At 58.7% G+C, this 14,844-nt stretch carries 14 protein-coding genes; 5 read left to right on the forward strand and 9 right to left on the reverse strand.

Features of this window, described 5'->3' with window-relative positions:
* Positions 1–78: 78 nt before the first annotated feature.
* Complete coding sequence (locus tag HU718_RS26365; protein WP_003228401.1) at positions 79–276, reverse strand: YbdD/YjiX family protein; 198 nt, start codon at positions 274–276, stop codon at positions 79–81.
* A gap of 15 nt (positions 277–291) precedes the next feature.
* Entirely contained in the window at positions 292–2,358 is a 2,067-nt protein-coding gene (locus tag HU718_RS26370; protein ID WP_016986185.1) for a carbon starvation CstA family protein, read from the reverse strand.
* Between the two features lie 159 nt (positions 2,359–2,517).
* On the opposite strand from HU718_RS26370, the gene HU718_RS26375 reads away from it, so the two are divergent.
* Positions 2,518–2,886 carry a PilZ domain-containing protein gene (locus HU718_RS26375; protein ID WP_150730071.1) on the forward strand — a complete coding sequence of 123 codons (369 nt, stop codon included), beginning with the start codon at positions 2,518–2,520 and terminating at the stop codon, positions 2,884–2,886.
* A gap of 118 nt (positions 2,887–3,004) precedes the next feature.
* Here the strand turns inward: HU718_RS26375 and radA are convergent, their stop codons facing one another.
* The 3 genes from radA to katB are packed head-to-tail and all read right to left on the reverse strand — an operon-like array spanning position 3,005 to position 6,554.
* The gene (radA, locus tag HU718_RS26380; protein WP_007909773.1) at positions 3,005–4,372 is read right to left on the reverse strand and encodes a DNA repair protein RadA; all 1,368 of its coding nucleotides are present in this window, start codon (positions 4,370–4,372) and stop codon (positions 3,005–3,007) included.
* A 43-nt stretch (positions 4,373–4,415) separates the two neighbouring features.
* A complete protein-coding gene (locus tag HU718_RS26385) occupies positions 4,416–4,952 on the reverse strand; it encodes an ankyrin repeat domain-containing protein (RefSeq protein ID WP_186614027.1) in 537 nt (178 codons plus the stop codon).
* 60 nt (positions 4,953–5,012) lie between these two features.
* Positions 5,013–6,554 carry a catalase KatB gene (gene katB, locus HU718_RS26390; RefSeq protein WP_186614029.1) on the reverse strand — a complete coding sequence of 514 codons (1,542 nt, stop codon included), beginning with the start codon at positions 6,552–6,554 and terminating at the stop codon, positions 5,013–5,015.
* Between the two features lie 287 nt (positions 6,555–6,841).
* On the opposite strand from katB, the gene mscL reads away from it, so the two are divergent.
* Entirely contained in the window at positions 6,842–7,255 is a 414-nt protein-coding gene (mscL, locus tag HU718_RS26395) for a large-conductance mechanosensitive channel protein MscL (RefSeq protein WP_102899944.1), read from the forward strand.
* 44 nt (positions 7,256–7,299) lie between these two features.
* On the opposite strand, the gene HU718_RS26400 is transcribed toward mscL, so the two are convergent.
* Positions 7,300–8,076 carry a ferredoxin--NADP reductase gene (locus HU718_RS26400; protein ID WP_102899943.1) on the reverse strand — a complete coding sequence of 259 codons (777 nt, stop codon included), beginning with the start codon at positions 8,074–8,076 and terminating at the stop codon, positions 7,300–7,302.
* Positions 8,077–8,392: 316 nt separating this feature from the next.
* Between HU718_RS26400 and HU718_RS26405 the strand changes: the two genes are divergently transcribed.
* Entirely contained in the window at positions 8,393–9,103 is a 711-nt protein-coding gene (locus tag HU718_RS26405) for an autoinducer binding domain-containing protein (protein WP_186614031.1), read from the forward strand.
* Positions 9,104–9,281: 178 nt separating this feature from the next.
* Positions 9,282–10,406: a methyltransferase gene (locus tag HU718_RS26410; RefSeq protein WP_186614033.1), complete on the forward strand. Its 1,125-nt coding sequence runs from the start codon at positions 9,282–9,284 to the stop codon at positions 10,404–10,406.
* A gap of 72 nt (positions 10,407–10,478) precedes the next feature.
* Here the strand turns inward: HU718_RS26410 and HU718_RS26415 are convergent, their stop codons facing one another.
* The 3 genes from HU718_RS26415 to HU718_RS26425 all read right to left on the reverse strand — a co-directional run bounded on the left by HU718_RS26415 (position 10,479) and on the right by HU718_RS26425 (position 13,182).
* Positions 10,479–10,646, reverse strand: a complete 168-nt coding sequence (locus HU718_RS26415) for a DUF2474 domain-containing protein (protein ID WP_186614035.1) — start codon at positions 10,644–10,646, stop codon at positions 10,479–10,481.
* A 76-nt stretch (positions 10,647–10,722) separates the two neighbouring features.
* Positions 10,723–11,730 carry a cytochrome d ubiquinol oxidase subunit II gene (gene cydB / locus HU718_RS26420; protein ID WP_007909749.1) on the reverse strand — a complete coding sequence of 336 codons (1,008 nt, stop codon included), beginning with the start codon at positions 11,728–11,730 and terminating at the stop codon, positions 10,723–10,725.
* 3 nt (positions 11,731–11,733) lie between these two features.
* Positions 11,734–13,182 (reverse strand): cytochrome ubiquinol oxidase subunit I, encoded by a 1,449-nt coding sequence (locus HU718_RS26425; protein WP_102899941.1) that lies wholly within the window; start codon positions 13,180–13,182, stop codon positions 11,734–11,736.
* Positions 13,183–13,574: 392 nt separating this feature from the next.
* On the opposite strand from HU718_RS26425, the gene HU718_RS26430 reads away from it, so the two are divergent.
* Complete coding sequence (locus tag HU718_RS26430; protein WP_007909739.1) at positions 13,575–14,813, forward strand: MFS transporter; 1,239 nt, start codon at positions 13,575–13,577, stop codon at positions 14,811–14,813.
* Positions 14,814–14,844: the final 31 nt, after the last annotated feature.

The following is a 14,844-nucleotide window of genomic DNA, read 5'->3' on the forward strand; positions in this document are numbered from 1 at the left end:
ATCATTCATCAACTGACACTCCGTATTCGCGAGCAGGCTCGCTCCCACAGGGGATTACCTCAACCGCAGGCTGTCAGCTCAACAGCACTTCGGCCCACCCTTGCCACCGTAACGGGCTTCCTGACGTTCGCGGAAGAACATCTCGTAGCTCATCACCGGTTTGTCCGGGTGCTTGGTTTGCATATGCTCGACGTAGGTGTCGTAGTCGGGCATGCCGACCATCAGGCGCGCGGCCTGACCGAGGTATTTACCGAGGCGACTCAGGTCATTGAACATGCTGCAATCCTCTGGTTACGCATCCGGCAGGGCCTGGAATGGCGATTCTTTATCCGTGCGCTCTTTTTTGCCCCAGGCGGCGATGCCGACCTTGAGCGCATAGAACAGGATGCTGAAGACCACGAACAGGAACAGCGCGGTGAGCGTTGCGTTGGTGTAAGCGTTGAAGATCACGTGCTGCATCTGCTCGACGCTTTTTGCCGGTGCCAGCACCTGACCATTGGCCAGCGCATCGCTGTATTTCTTGGCCAGCGACAGGAAGCCGATCGCCGGGTTGGCATCGAACAGTTTGATGAAGCCTGCAGTCGTGGTGCAAATCAGCAGCCAGGTAGCCGGCAGCAGGGTGACCCAAATGTAGCGCTGGCGCTTCATTTTGATCAGGACCACGGTGCCGAGCATCAGCGCGATACCGGCCAGCATCTGGTTGGAGATACCGAACAATGGCCACAAGGTATTGATGCCGCCCAGCGGATCGATCACGCCCTGGTACAGCAACCAGCCCCACATCGCCACACAACCGGCGGTGGCGATCAGGTTGGCAGTCCACGACTCGGTACGTTTCAGCGCCGGCACGAAGGAGCCGAGCAGATCCTGCAGCATGAAACGTCCGGCACGAGTGCCCGCATCCACAGCCGTCAGAATGAACAGCGCTTCGAACAGAATCGCAAAGTGGTACCAGAACGCCATGGTGTTTTCACCCGGCAGGACACTGTGCAGGATCTGCGCGATACCGACCGCCAGGGTCGGCGCACCACCGGCACGGGCCAGAATGGTGGTTTCACCAATGTCATGCGCCACGGCTTGCAGCGCTTCCGGCGTGATCGCGAAGCCCCAGCTGGAGACAACTTGCGCAACCGAAGCGACATCACTGCCGACCACGGCGGCCGGGCTGTTCATGGCGAAGTACACGCCTGGCTCGATCACCGACGCGGCAACCATGGCCATGATCGCCACGAACGACTCCATCAGCATGCCGCCGTAACCGATGTAACGGGCGTTGGTTTCGTTATCCAGCAGCTTCGGCGTGGTGCCCGAAGAAATCAGTGCGTGGAAACCGGACACCGCACCGCAGGCGATGGTGATGAACAGGAACGGGAACAGACCGCCCTTCCACACCGGGCCAGTGCCATCGACAAACTGGGTCAGCGCCGGCATTTTCAGCTCAGGCATGGTCACCAGAATGCCGATCGCCAGGGCGATGATGGTGCCGATTTTCAGGAACGTGGAGAGGTAGTCGCGCGGCGCCAGAATCAGCCACACCGGCAACGATGCCGCGACGAAACCGTAACCGACCAGCATCCAGGTAATCTGCACGCCAGTGAAGGTGAACGCCTTCGCCCACACCGGATCAGCAGCAATCTGCCCGCCGAGCCAGATCGAACCGAGCAGCAGCAATACGCCGACCACGGAGATCTCGCCGATGCGGCCCGGGCGGATGTAGCGCATGTAAATGCCCATGAACATCGCGATCGGGATGGTTGCCATCACGGTGAAGATGCCCCACGGGCTCTCGGCCAGCGCTTTAACCACGATCAGCGCCAGCACCGCGAGGATGATGATCATGATCAGGAAGCAGCCGAACAGGGCGATGGTGCCGGGCACGCGGCCCATTTCTTCACGCACCATGTCGCCCAGGGAACGGCCGTTGCGCCGGGTCGACATGAACAGAACCATGAAGTCCTGCACCGCGCCCGCCAGCACCACCCCAGCTATCAGCCAGAGCGTGCCGGGCAAGTAGCCCATCTGCGCGGCCAATACCGGGCCGACCAGAGGCCCCGCGCCAGCGATGGCAGCGAAGTGGTGACCGAAAAGAATGTGTTTGTTGGTCGGCACATAGTCCAGACCGTCGTTGTTGAGCACGGCGGGGGTGGCCCGACGTGGATCAAGTTGCATCACGTTGTTGGCGATGAACAGACTGTAGTAACGGTACGCGACCAGATAAATGGCCACGGCTGCGACCACAATCCACAAGGCGTTGATCGCCTCGCCGCGGCGCAATGCCACTACGCCCAGGGCGCACGCTCCTACGATTGCCAGCACTAGCCAGGGTAAGTGGCGTAGCAGGCTATTATTATTTTTCATTTTATTATTCCAGCCAGGGTGGACAAGAAAGACAGCCACCCCGAGTTTAGCGCTTACGGCGCCAAAGGCCATACCCCGACGTTGGTCTAGACGCTTTAGCGATTGGCTGGCGCCCGCATTCGCGGTCTATAGTCAGCGAACCTTCATGAGGATTGCGCCATGAGCGAGCACCCAGCTGAGCGTCGCCGCTTCAAACGTATCGCGTTCGATGCCAAGACTGAATTGAGTCAGGGCGAGTACATCTGGCCGGTCAAGCTGATCGACCTGTCGCTCAAGGGGCTGCTGATCGAACGGCCGGAGCCTTGGCTGGGGGACAAGTCGAAGGACTTTCTCGTCGACATTCACTTGAGCGATGACGTCGATATCGAGATGGATGTGCAACTGGCCCATGAAGAAAAAGGCCAGTTGGGTTTTGTCTGCCGGCACATCAGCCTGGAATCGATCCAGCGCTTGCGGCGCTTGATCGAGCTGAACCTGGCTGACGAGGCCGAACTGGAGCGCGAGTTGGGCGCCCTGATCGAAATCTAGCCATCAATACAAAGCCCCTGTGGGAGCGAGCCTGCTCGCGAAGACGGTGTGTCATTGAGCAATGATGCCGACTGACACGGCCCCTTCGCGAGCAGGCTCGCTCCCACAGGTGTGGAGTTCACTCAAACAATGCGTCGAGGGCCTGTTCGAGGCGGGTCACGGCAATGATCTGCAAACCCGGAGGAGATTCCTTCGGCGCATTGCCCTTCGGCACGATCGCCCGTTTGAAGCCATGCTTGGCCGCCTCCTTCAAACGCTCCTGCCCGCTCGGCACCGGGCGCACTTCGCCGGACAGACCCACTTCACCAAACACCAACAGATCATGCGGCAACGGCCGATTGCGCAGGCTCGACATTACCGCCGCCATCAGCGCCAGATCCGATGCCGTCTCCAGCACCTTCACCCCACCGACCACATTAAGAAACACATCCTGGTCGTGCGTCGGAATCCCGCCATGGCGATGCAAAACCGCCAGTAACATCGCCAAACGGTTCTGATCCAGCCCCAACGTCACCCGGCGCGGATTGGCCAGATGACTGTCATCAACCAAGGCCTGCACTTCAACCAGCATCGGCCGCGTGCCTTCCCACGTTGCCATCACCACACTGCCGGGGACTTCTTCCTGCGCGCGAGTGAGAAAAATCGCCGACGGGTTGGAGACTTCTTTCAAACCCTTATCAGTCATGCCAAACACGCCGAGTTCGTTAACGGCGCCGAAACGGTTTTTCACCGCACGCAGCAAACGCAAACGCCCATCGGACTCGCCTTCGAAATACAGCACGGTGTCGACCATGTGCTCGAGAACTCGAGGCCCCGCCAGAGCGCCTTCCTTGGTGACGTGGCCGACGAGGAAAATCGCCGTACCACTTTGCTTGGCGTAACGCACCAGCAACGCCGCACTCTCGCGCACTTGCGATACGCCGCCAGGTGCCGATTGCAGCTGTTCGGTGAAGATCGTCTGGATCGAGTCGATCACCATCACCTTGGGCTTTTCCTGACGGGCCGTGGCGATGATGGTTTCGATGCAGGTTTCGGTCATCACCCGCAGTTGATCCTGGGGCAAGCCGAGACGCCGGGCGCGCATGGCCACTTGCTGCTGGGATTCTTCGCCAGTGACATAAAGGGCCGGCATGCTCTTGGCGAGATTGCACAGGGTCTGCAACAGGATCGTCGATTTGCCGATGCCAGGATCACCGCCGATCAACACCACCGAACCATCGACCAGACCGCCGCCCAAAACCCGATCCAGTTCACCGGACGCGGTAGAGAAGCGCGGAATCTCTTCGATGCTGACTTCGGCCAGCGTCTTGATCTGCGCCTGCTGCCCGGCCCAACCGGTGCGGCCGGTCGGCGCCGTGGCACCACCGCTCTCGATCATGGTTTCAGTCAGGGTGTTCCAGGCGCCGCACTCGCCGCACTGGCCCGCCCACTTGGGAAAGGTTGCGCCGCACTCAGTGCAGCCGTACATGCGCTTGGCCTTGGCCATCTGGATCCCCCGGCAAAAACCGCGATGATAACGCAGCCACCGCTCAGCGCGGCGCGGCGGTGCGGATTTCGCCGTTGGCCAGACGCGCGGCGCTATTGCCCAATGGGTCTTCGGCATTGAGGTCGGCGCCCTTGGCCTTGAGCCCATCGAGCAATTCCAGGCGCTTGAACAATCCGGCGTACATGGCCGCCGTCTGCCCTGCGCCGTTACGCTGATCGGGGCTGCAATCGGTGGCCATCAAACGGCGGGCGATCTGTAATTCACCTTTGAAAATCGCCCCCATCAGCGCGGTGTTGCCGCGTTGATCTTGCGCACAGGCATCGGCGCCGGCCGCGAGTAACCGCTCCACCGCCGGCGCTTGACCGTGATAAGCCGCGAGAATCAGCGCGGTGTAGCCTTTGCTGTCGCGGGTATCGAGGGAATAGCCGGACTCGATGAAGGTGTCGAGCATCGGCACGTCACCGCGCCGGGCGGCATCGAAATAGTAATCCTGCAACTGGGCCTTGATCGCCTCAGGGCTTTGCCCGGCCTGGGCTGTAAAGGACAGGCAGGCGAGTAACAGTAAGAGATAGAGCCGCATAAACACTCTCCTTGGGCAGAACGGGGCCTGAATCAGGCCCCGCGCTGCACGGTGTCAAGATCAGTCGGCCAGTTTGGCCGCCAACGTCTTGACCCGGCTCAGGTCACCCTTGGCCACTTTGGTCACACCGGTCCCGTATTCCGGGTCGGCCTTATAAAGGAAGGACAGGATGATGTGCTTGCTCTCCTCATCGGTGGTCGCCAGCGAGCCGCCGAAGCTGTCGATCAGGTCCTTGCGCTCCTGCTGGCTGAACGAGCGATACAGATCACCGGCCTGCTTGAAGTTCTGCTCACGCTGGATCTTCGCCTGCTGCGTGCTGCCCGACAGCGCCGACTGGCTATAACGCGCACCTGGCGTCTCGTCTCGGGGTTGCAGTCGGCTCGGCTGATAGTTCACGCCGCTGTTGCTGGCGCCGAAGTTCATCGCGCCATCCTGATTGCCATTATTCACGGCAACTTTTGGCGCATTGATCGGCAATTGCAGCGCATTGGCACCCAGGCGATACATCTGCGTATCGGCATAAGAGAACACTCGACCTTGCAACAAACGGTCTTCGGAAGGCTCGATACCTGGAACAATATTCGCTGGCGCCATGGCCACTTGTTCGGTTTCCTGGAAGACATTCGCCGGATTACGGTTCAACACCATTTGTCCAACTTTTCGCTCAGGAACACCCGGCCAGATCTTCGTTGCGTCCAATGGATCAAAATCAAACTTGGACAAATCTTGTGGCTTCAGCACTTGAATGTACAAGTCCCATTTCGGGAAGTTACCTTTATTAATGTTGCTCACCAGATCATTGGTCATATGACTGTAGTCTTGACCCTGAACATTAGCGACTTGCTTTGGCGTCAGATTATTTATGCCCTGCAAGCTCTTCCAGTGAAACTTTACATAGTTAACTTCGCCCTTGGCGTTGATCAACTTGTACGCATGTACGCCGTTACCGTCCATTTCTCGATAACTGGCGGGAGTTCCCGAATTCGAATACAACTCGGTCAGCGTGCGAGTGGCCTCCGGCACATGGGAGAAGAAGTCGAAGCGACGCGAATCGTCATCGAGGTTAGTCCGTGGGTCCGGTTTAAACGCATGCACCATGTCGGGAAACTTGATCGCGTCACGGATGAAAAAGGTCGGAAAATTGTTACCGACGAGATCCCAGTTGCCGTCGGCCGTGTAGAACTTGGTGGCAAAACCCCGTGGATCACGCAGGGTTTCCGGCGAGTGATTGCCGTGCACCACCGCAGAGAAGCGCACAAACACCGGCGTGCTCTGGCCGGCGGCGAACACCTTGGCCTTGCTCAGGTCGCTGAGATCGTTGGTCACGGTGAAGGTGCCATGGGCGCCAGTACCGCGAGCGTGAACCACGCGCTCGGGAATGCGTTCACGGTCAAAACGCTGCAACTTCTGAATCAGTTGCACATCCTGCAGCAGCACCGGGCCGTTGGCGCCGGCAGTCTGCGAGTTCTGATTGTCGCCCACTGCGGCACCGTTATCGCGGGTCAGCGGCGCGGCGTTAACGGAGAAGGTCAGCAAGCTGGCGGTGAGTACACCGAAGGTACGGCGACGGGGAAAAGCCCCCAGTCCAAGTGCGGAGTTCATATCAGGATCCTCTGGTTGTTTTGGGGCGCATCCAGATGCGCCAACCCAAGGCTAGAGGCCTGCGACGTCGAACATAAATAGAAAGAACGTAACGCCATGATTGATAAAATTGGCTTTCTGATCAGCGAGTTACCGGATATAACGCGCGCGATTGGTGGCACTTTGCAAACTAATCGTCGATTAATGTGTCGATAAAAACGGGCATTGTAAGAAGGTGTTTCGCGCAGGACGCGTTTTGCTGATTTACACTGCGTACACCAAACTCATCTGTAACAAGGAAATAACCTATGGGCGTGATAAGTGAGTTCAAGGCCTTCGCGGTCAAAGGCAATGTGGTCGACATGGCCGTCGGTATCATCATCGGTGCCGCCTTCGGCAAGATCGTTTCATCGTTTGTCGGCGACGTGATCATGCCGCCAATCGGCCTGCTGATCGGCGGGGTGGACTTCAGTGACCTGGCCATTACGCTAAAGGCCGCAGTGGGAGACAGCCCGGCGGTGGTATTGGCTTACGGCAAGTTCCTGCAGACTGTGCTCGACTTCATCATCGTTGCCTTCGCCATTTTCATGGGTGTCAAAGCCATCAACCGTCTGAAACGCGAAGAAGCCGTGGCCCCTAGCCTGCCACCGGTTCCGACCAAGGAAGAGGAATTGCTGGGCGAGATCCGCGATTTGCTCAAGGCACAAAATACACAGCCCTGAACCTTCGGCACAAAACACAACGGCGCCTGCGAGGCGCCGTTTGTTTACCAGTAGTTTTCCACCGCCACCTGGCCAGGTCGACGGGTCAGGCTGAGGCTCATGTGCCGTTTTTTCAGCAAGGCGCGAGTGTCGTCAATCATCTGTGGATTGCCACACAGCATGACTCGGGAGTGTTCGGCCGAAAGCTCCACGCCTGCGGCGCGCTCAAGCTCGCCGTTTTCGATCAGCGTGGTAATCCGCCCAGCCAGCGCGCCAGGATGTGACTCTCGCGTGACGGTCGGGATGAATTGCAGTTTGTGGATGTGCTCCGCCAGATAATCGCGCTGTGCCAGACCCGCAATCAATGACTGGTACGCCAGTTCGCGCGCCTCCCGGACGCTATACACCAGAATGATCCGTGCGAATCTTTCCCAGACTTCAAAGTCCTGCAGAATCGACAGGAACGGGGCCACTCCCGTACCGGTGGACAACAGCCACAAATCCCGGCCATCGACGAAACGATCCAGGGTCAGATAGCCAAACGCCTGCCGATCCACCAGCAGCGTATCTCCGACTTCAAGTCGACTCAGTTCACTGGTGAATTCGCCACCGGGCACCACAATGGAAAAGAACTCCAGGTGCTCATCGAACGGTGAGGACACCATGGAATAGGCACGCCAAACTGTACTGCCATCAGCCTTGACCACACCGAGGCGGGCGAACTGACCGGCCCGAAAACGAAATCCCGGGTCACGGGTGGTTCGCAAGGTGAACAGGCTGGGCGTCAAGGGTTTCACGTCAAGCAAGGTCTGGCGGGTGAAATTCTCTACGCTGGCTGTCATGGGGCACTCCATTCAACGATTGCCACCAGTTTCGCGCAAAGCCGCGCTCTTAAACACCACTGATTCGTAATGATATTGCGCGCATTCAACTACCTTTCAAGAATTGTACAAGTCTTGTCAAACGTCACTTGCCAATAAAACTGTCAAAGATGACAAGTCACATATAACGCCACGTACTTAAGAACACGTTATGCAGTTGCCCCTCCCTTTAAGAGCAAAAAAATCAAAACGCAAAGTAGGAAACGTCCTACACTCGTTTGCGTGCTAATCCCGTTGGATCCAACAAGCACCCCAGACATTGCACGGAGCACTTTTAATGGAAACGTGGAAGGAGTCACAGTTAAAACAACTGACTTTCGCCAAAGGTATTGATACTACCTACCCGATACTGCTGAGATTTGCCGAAAACCTGGGATTTAATTTCTTCGCAATATCAGTCACTTCACCGCAGCAAGTCACAAAGACCAATGCCCTGCAAATCAATAACTATCCCACCCAATGGAATGAACAATATGAGCAATTGCACTACTCTGAAGTTGACCCGGTAATAGCACACTGCAATCACTCAATGATGCCGGTGATCTGGAATGAAGCGCTGTTTTCCAACGCTCCGCGACTTTGGCAGGGCTTGCAAGAACAAGGTCTGCAACATGGCTGGTCACAATCTTTCCATCATGAAGCAAGCGGCTTTTGCAGCATTCTCAGCCTGGCGCGCAAGCATTGCCCGATCAGCCCACTCGAGTTGTATGAGCATTTCGGCTACATCTTTTATGCGGCCAGTCATTTGAGCGAATTATTCGCCCGCACGCTCCCCATGGCAGCCAAGACCCGACAGCCGCATCTCTCCTCCCGAGAGCTGGAGATTCTGCAGTTATCCGCCGGGGGCAAGACCGCCTACGAAATCTCGAAGATTCTTAGCCTGAGCGAACGCACCGTGAACTACCACGTACAAAACGTGATCGAGAAGCTCAACGTCTGCAACAAGATTTCTGCCGTCATTGCGGCAGCCAGAGCTGGCATCATCTAGATGCGAGGCCTTGTAAAGGATTAAAACTTGCGGGTATTCCCGACGAAAAAAACGTAACATTTACGCCCTTCCTGAGTGATGGCGCAGTCTTCCTCGCGTTGCAGTGCACTCGGTCGGGTTCCGCCGCAAGCTCCCGCTGGCTGCGGGACACCCCTCGATTACCCTGAGTCCCCGCCCCATGCCTTTGCTCGATACACCCTTCGCCCAACTCGACCTGATCCGCCAGCCCGAACAGCAGTACGAGCCGTTGCAAGCGTTCGATGCCGCCGATGAATACCTGCTCAACCATCTGGCAGCGCAGCAGCCGACAGCCGACACGCGGGTATTGGTGCTCAACGACAGTTTCGGTGCGCTGGCGGCGAGCCTGCTCGGCAAGGTCAAGGTCAGCAGCAGCGGCGACTCGTTTCTGGGGTTTCAGGGGCTGGAGAAAAACCTGCTGCGCAATGGCCAGGCATTCGACGCCATTCGCGGGATCCCCGCCAGCGAGCCACTGGTCGGGCCGTTCGACCGGGTACTGATCCGTGTACCGAAAACCCTCGCGCTGCTGGAAGAACAACTGATCCGCTTGCAAGGGCAGCTCGCGCCCGGCGCCGAAGTGATCGCAGCGGCCATGGTCAAACACCTGCCACGCGCTGCCGGTGATCTGCTTGAACGCTACATCGGTCCGGTACAAGCCTCTTTGGCGGTAAAAAAGGCTCGGCTGTTGATCGCCACACCTGAAGCAAAAGCTCCGGCTGTCTCGCCCTACCCTTCGCGGTATCGCCTCGACCAGCCGTCGATCGAATTGCTTAACCACGCCAACGTGTTCTGCCGCGAAGGCCTGGACATCGGCACACGCGCCTTCCTCCCGCATCTGCCGAAAAACCTGGGCAGTGCCCGAGTCGCCGATCTGGGCTGTGGCAATGGCGTGCTGGCGATCGCCAGCGCTCTGCAAAACCCTGATGCGCAGTACACGCTGGTCGACGAATCGTTCATGGCCGTGCAATCGGCTGCCGAGAACTGGCGCGCAGCGCTGGGCGATCGCGAGGTGATCGTGCGTGCCGGCGACGGTCTGGCCGGCCAGGAACCACAATCGCTGGACGTGGTGCTGTGCAATCCGCCGTTCCATCAGCAGCAGGTGGTTGGCGACTTCCTGGCCTGGCGCATGTTCCAGCAGGCGCGCGAAGCGCTGGTGGTGGGTGGCGCGCTGTACATCGTCGGCAACCGTCATCTGGGTTACCACAGCAAACTGGCGCGGCTGTTCCGCGGCGTCGAGCAAGTGGCCGCCACGCCGAAATTCGTGATCCTCAAAGCCCGCAAGTAACCTTCAGACAAAAAAAACCCTCCGTGAGGAGGGTTGCAAAGCCGTACCCGAAGGCGCCGGGACGGGGATGATTCAGTGCGTGGTCAGGCCTGCGGCATTCATGAACATGCGCATCAGGCTGGCGGCGATGAACAACACGCCGACGCTGCCGGCCCAGATCAAGGCCAACCAGCCGAGCCGCTGCCACAGCGGTTTTTTTTCGGCTTGTTCAATGTCGTGCAGGGAATGTTTGCCGGTCATTTCTGTAAACCTCTTCTAGATTGATGGCGCCGCTGCCGACGCCATCGCGAGCAGGCTCGCTCCCACTGGGTTTTGCTTAGTGATAACCGTCTTCATGGGTGACCTTGCCGCGGAACACGTAGTAGCTCCAGAAGGTGTAACCCAGGATGAACGGAATGATGAACAGCGTGCCCACCAGCATGAAACCCTGACTTTGCGGCGGTGCGGCGGCGTCCCAGATCGAAATCGACGGCGGCACGATGTTCGGCCACAGGCTGATGCCCAGACCGCTGTACCCGAGGAAGATCAGCACCAGCGTCAGCAGGAACGGCATGTAGTTGGCGTTGCGCGCCACGGCGCGGATCAGACCGTACATCGTCACCAGCACCAGAATCGGTACCGGCATGAACCAGAACAGGTTCGGCATGCTGAACCAGCGGGTGGCAATATCCGGATGAGCCAGCGGTGTCCAGATACTGACAATACCGATCACGGCCAGCAGTACGAAAGCCAATGGCCGTGCCAGGTCATGCATCTGTTCCTGGAGTTTGCCTTCGGTTTTCATGATCAGCCAGGTGCAGCCGAGCAAGGCATAGGCCACCACCAGCGCAGCGCCGCAGAACATTGTGAACGGCGTCAGCCAGTCCAGTGAACCGCCAGCGAACTGCCGATTGACCACCGGCAAGCCATCGATGAACGCACCCAGCGCCACGCCCTGAAAGAACGTCGCCGCCACCGAGCCACCGATAAACGCCTTGTCCCACAAATGGCGCTTGTCGTCCTTGGCCTTGAAGCGGAACTCGAACGCCACGCCGCGGAAGATCAAACCGATGAGCATGAAGATCAGCGGCAAGTACAACGCTGACAACACCACCGAATAAGCCAGCGGGAATGCGCCGAACAACGCCGCACCGCCCAGCACCAGCCAGGTTTCGTTGCCGTCCCAGACCGGGGCGACGGTGTTCATCATCACGTCACGGTCGACTTTACCGGGGATGAACGGGAAGAGAATCCCGATGCCCAGATCGAAGCCGTCCATGACCACGTACATCATGATGCCGAAGATGATGATCACGGCCCAGATCAGCGGAAGATCAATACCCATGAGTCAAATCTCCTTGGTCACACGAATGTCGTCGTCGCCGTGATCGGCATCGGCCGAGTCGTCGGCAGCGGACAACGGACGGGCCGGTGTGCGTTTCTTGCCTGGACCACCGTCCGGCGTTTCCGTGCCTTCGCTGATCTTCGGCCCTTTGCGCACCAGACGCATCATGTAACCGAGACCTGCACCGAACAGGGCGAAGTACACCACCACAAACATGATCAGGGTGATGCTCATCTGCATGAAGCTGTGGTTTGAAGACGCATCCGCCGTGCGCATCAGCCCGTAGACCACCCACGGCTGACGACCGATTTCCGTTGTGAACCAGCCCGCAAGAATCGCAATCAGGCCGGAAGGCCCCATCCACAATGCCAGATACAGGAACGGGCGCGAGGTGTAGAGCGTGTCGCGTTTGCGCAGCCACAGGCTCCACAGACCGGTGAAGATCATCAGGAAACCGAGGCCGACCATGATCCGGAACGACCAGAATACGATGGTCGAATTCGGCCGGTCTTCCGGCGGGAATTCCTTGAGCGCCGGCACCTGTTTGTCCAGCGAGTGGGTCAGGATCAGGCTGCCGAGGTAAGGGATCTCCACGGCGAACTTGGTTTTCTCTTCTTTCATGTCCGGCCAGCCGAACAGGATCAGCGGCGTCGCTTCGTCACCGTGGTTTTCCCAGTGACCTTCGATCGCGGCGATTTTTGCCGGTTGGTGCTTGAGCGTATTCAGACCATGGAAGTCGCCGATGACCGCTTGGATCGGCGCGACAATCAGCGCCATCCACATTGCCATCGACAGCATGGTGCGGATTGCCGGATTGTCCTTGCCGCGCAGCAGGTGCCAGGCCGCCGAGGAGCCGACGAAGAAAGCTGTGGCAACGAACGCAGCGGTCGCCATGTGCATCAGGCGATAGGGAAACGAAGGGTTGAAGATGATTGCCAGCCAGTCGGTGGGAATGACCTGGCCGTTAACGATTTCGAAGCCCTGCGGGGTCTGCATCCAGCTGTTGGAGGCGAGAATCCAGAAGGTCGAAATCAGCGTGCCGATTGCCACCATGACCGTGGAAAAGAAGTGCAGCCCGCGCCCGACCTTGTTCCAGCCAAACAGCATCACCCCAAGGAAACCGGCCTCGAGGAAGAATGCCGTGAGCACTTCATAGGTCAGCAACGGCCCGGTGACGGCACCGGCGAAGTCCGAGAAGCGGCTCCAGTTGGTGCCGAACTGGTAGGCCATGACCAACCCCGAGACCACGCCCATACCGAAGTTGACGGCGAAGATCTTCGACCAGAAATGGTAGAGGTCACGGTAGGTGTCGTTACGGGTTTTCAGCCACAGGCCTTCGAGTACCGCGAGGTAACTCGCCAGGCCAATGGTGATGGCCGGGAACAGGATGTGGAACGAGATGGTGAACGCGAACTGAATTCGGGCGAGATCTAGTGCCTCTAAACCGAACATATGGCTTCCTCTGTCAGGTAATACCGGCTGCGGACCCGGAGGCCTGCACCCACTGCCCCCACGGATATGGAGTGCGGCGAATTCTGATTCGTTCTTTTTAAACAACCATCGCAACGCAGGGAGTCTGGCCAACTGGCCACCGGATCAATTCCTTTTGGGTCTTGATCTGGATCAAGCAACGTTGAAAGAGTAGTCCCATTTTTGCCGATGAACTGCGTGGTCGTTTGCCGCGTGACAAGTTGCCTCATTGCAGCCGCGATGCTCTGCCAGACATTTCCTGCGGCAAGCTTGCGGAAATCGATGTCTGGCTAACTAAATTTTTTGTCATAGCAACTTCCTGTTACAGACTGGTGATAACCTCGCGATTCCCCTCGAGCCAGACCTGCCTTCAGATGCCCAGCCAAGAGCCCCTGCTGTTACGTCATCACCGCCCGTTTCTCGCTTTCTGGTTCGCGCGGATCTTTACCGCCAGCGGATTTCAGATGCTCACCGTGGCAATCGGCTGGAACCTCTACCAACTGACCGGCAACGTCCTCGATCTGGGCTTGGTCGGGCTGGTCGAATTCGCGCCGCGCGTGCTGTTCATGCTGCACACCGGGCATGTCGCCGACCGCTATGACCGACGCAAAGTCGCCGCAATCTGTCAGTCGCTACAGGCATTGATCGCGCTGGCATTGGCCATCGGCAGCGCCACCGATCACGTGACCCGCGAGATGATCTTCATCCTCGCCTTCCTGCTCGGCGCGGCGCGCTCGTTCGAGATGCCGACCACTCAGGCTCTGCTGCCGAGCATTGTGCCCAGCGCGCTATTCCCTCGGGCAGTGGCAGCGGCCCAATCGGCGCAGCAGTCGGCGACCATCGTTGCACCAGCGCTGGGTGGTTTGCTCTATGCATTCGGCAGCGTCTGGGTCTATGGCCCGACGGTGCTGCTCTACGTCATTGCCTGCACGCTGATGCTCAACCTGCCCGCGCGGCAAACGCCGTTGAACAAAGGCAAAGCCACGCTGGACTCATTGCTGGCGGGGATTCGTTTCATTCGCAGCCGCCCGGACATTCTCGGAGCGATTTCGCTGGATCTGTTTGCGGTGTTGCTCGGCGGCGCCACGGCGCTGCTGCCGGTATTTGCCAAAGACATTCTGCTGACCGGGCCGTGGGGCCTCGGCCTGCTGCGTTCGGCGCCGGCAGTCGGCGCACTGGGCATGTCGCTGTTCCTCGCGCGGTTTGCCGTGGAGCGCAATGTCGGCCGGGTGATGTTCACCGCGGTCGGGGTGTTTGGCGTCGCGACCATTGCCTTCGGCCTGTCGACCTCGTTCTGGTTCTCCCTGGCGGTGCTGGTGGTGCTCGGCGCGGCGGACATGATCAGCATGGTCATCCGTGCGTCTTTCGTGCAGCTGGAAACCCCGGACGAAATGCGCGGCCGGGTCAGCGCGGTGAACGGGTTGTTTATCGGTGCTTCAAACCAGTTAGGCGAATTCGAATCCGGCGTCACCGCCCACTGGTTCGGCACGGTTCCGGCGGTGGTGATGGGCGGGATCGGCACGCTGGTGGTGACCGGGACGTGGATCAAGTTGTTCCCGACGCTGGCGAACCGGGACCGGATGCATGTGCCGGTGGAAGAGGTGAAGGTCTGACAACCTCCAAAACACAAAATAACTGAAAAGG

The sequence above is a fragment of the Pseudomonas tensinigenes genome, assembly GCF_014268445.2.
Classification (GTDB): Bacteria; Pseudomonadota; Gammaproteobacteria; order Pseudomonadales; family Pseudomonadaceae; genus Aquipseudomonas; species Aquipseudomonas tensinigenes.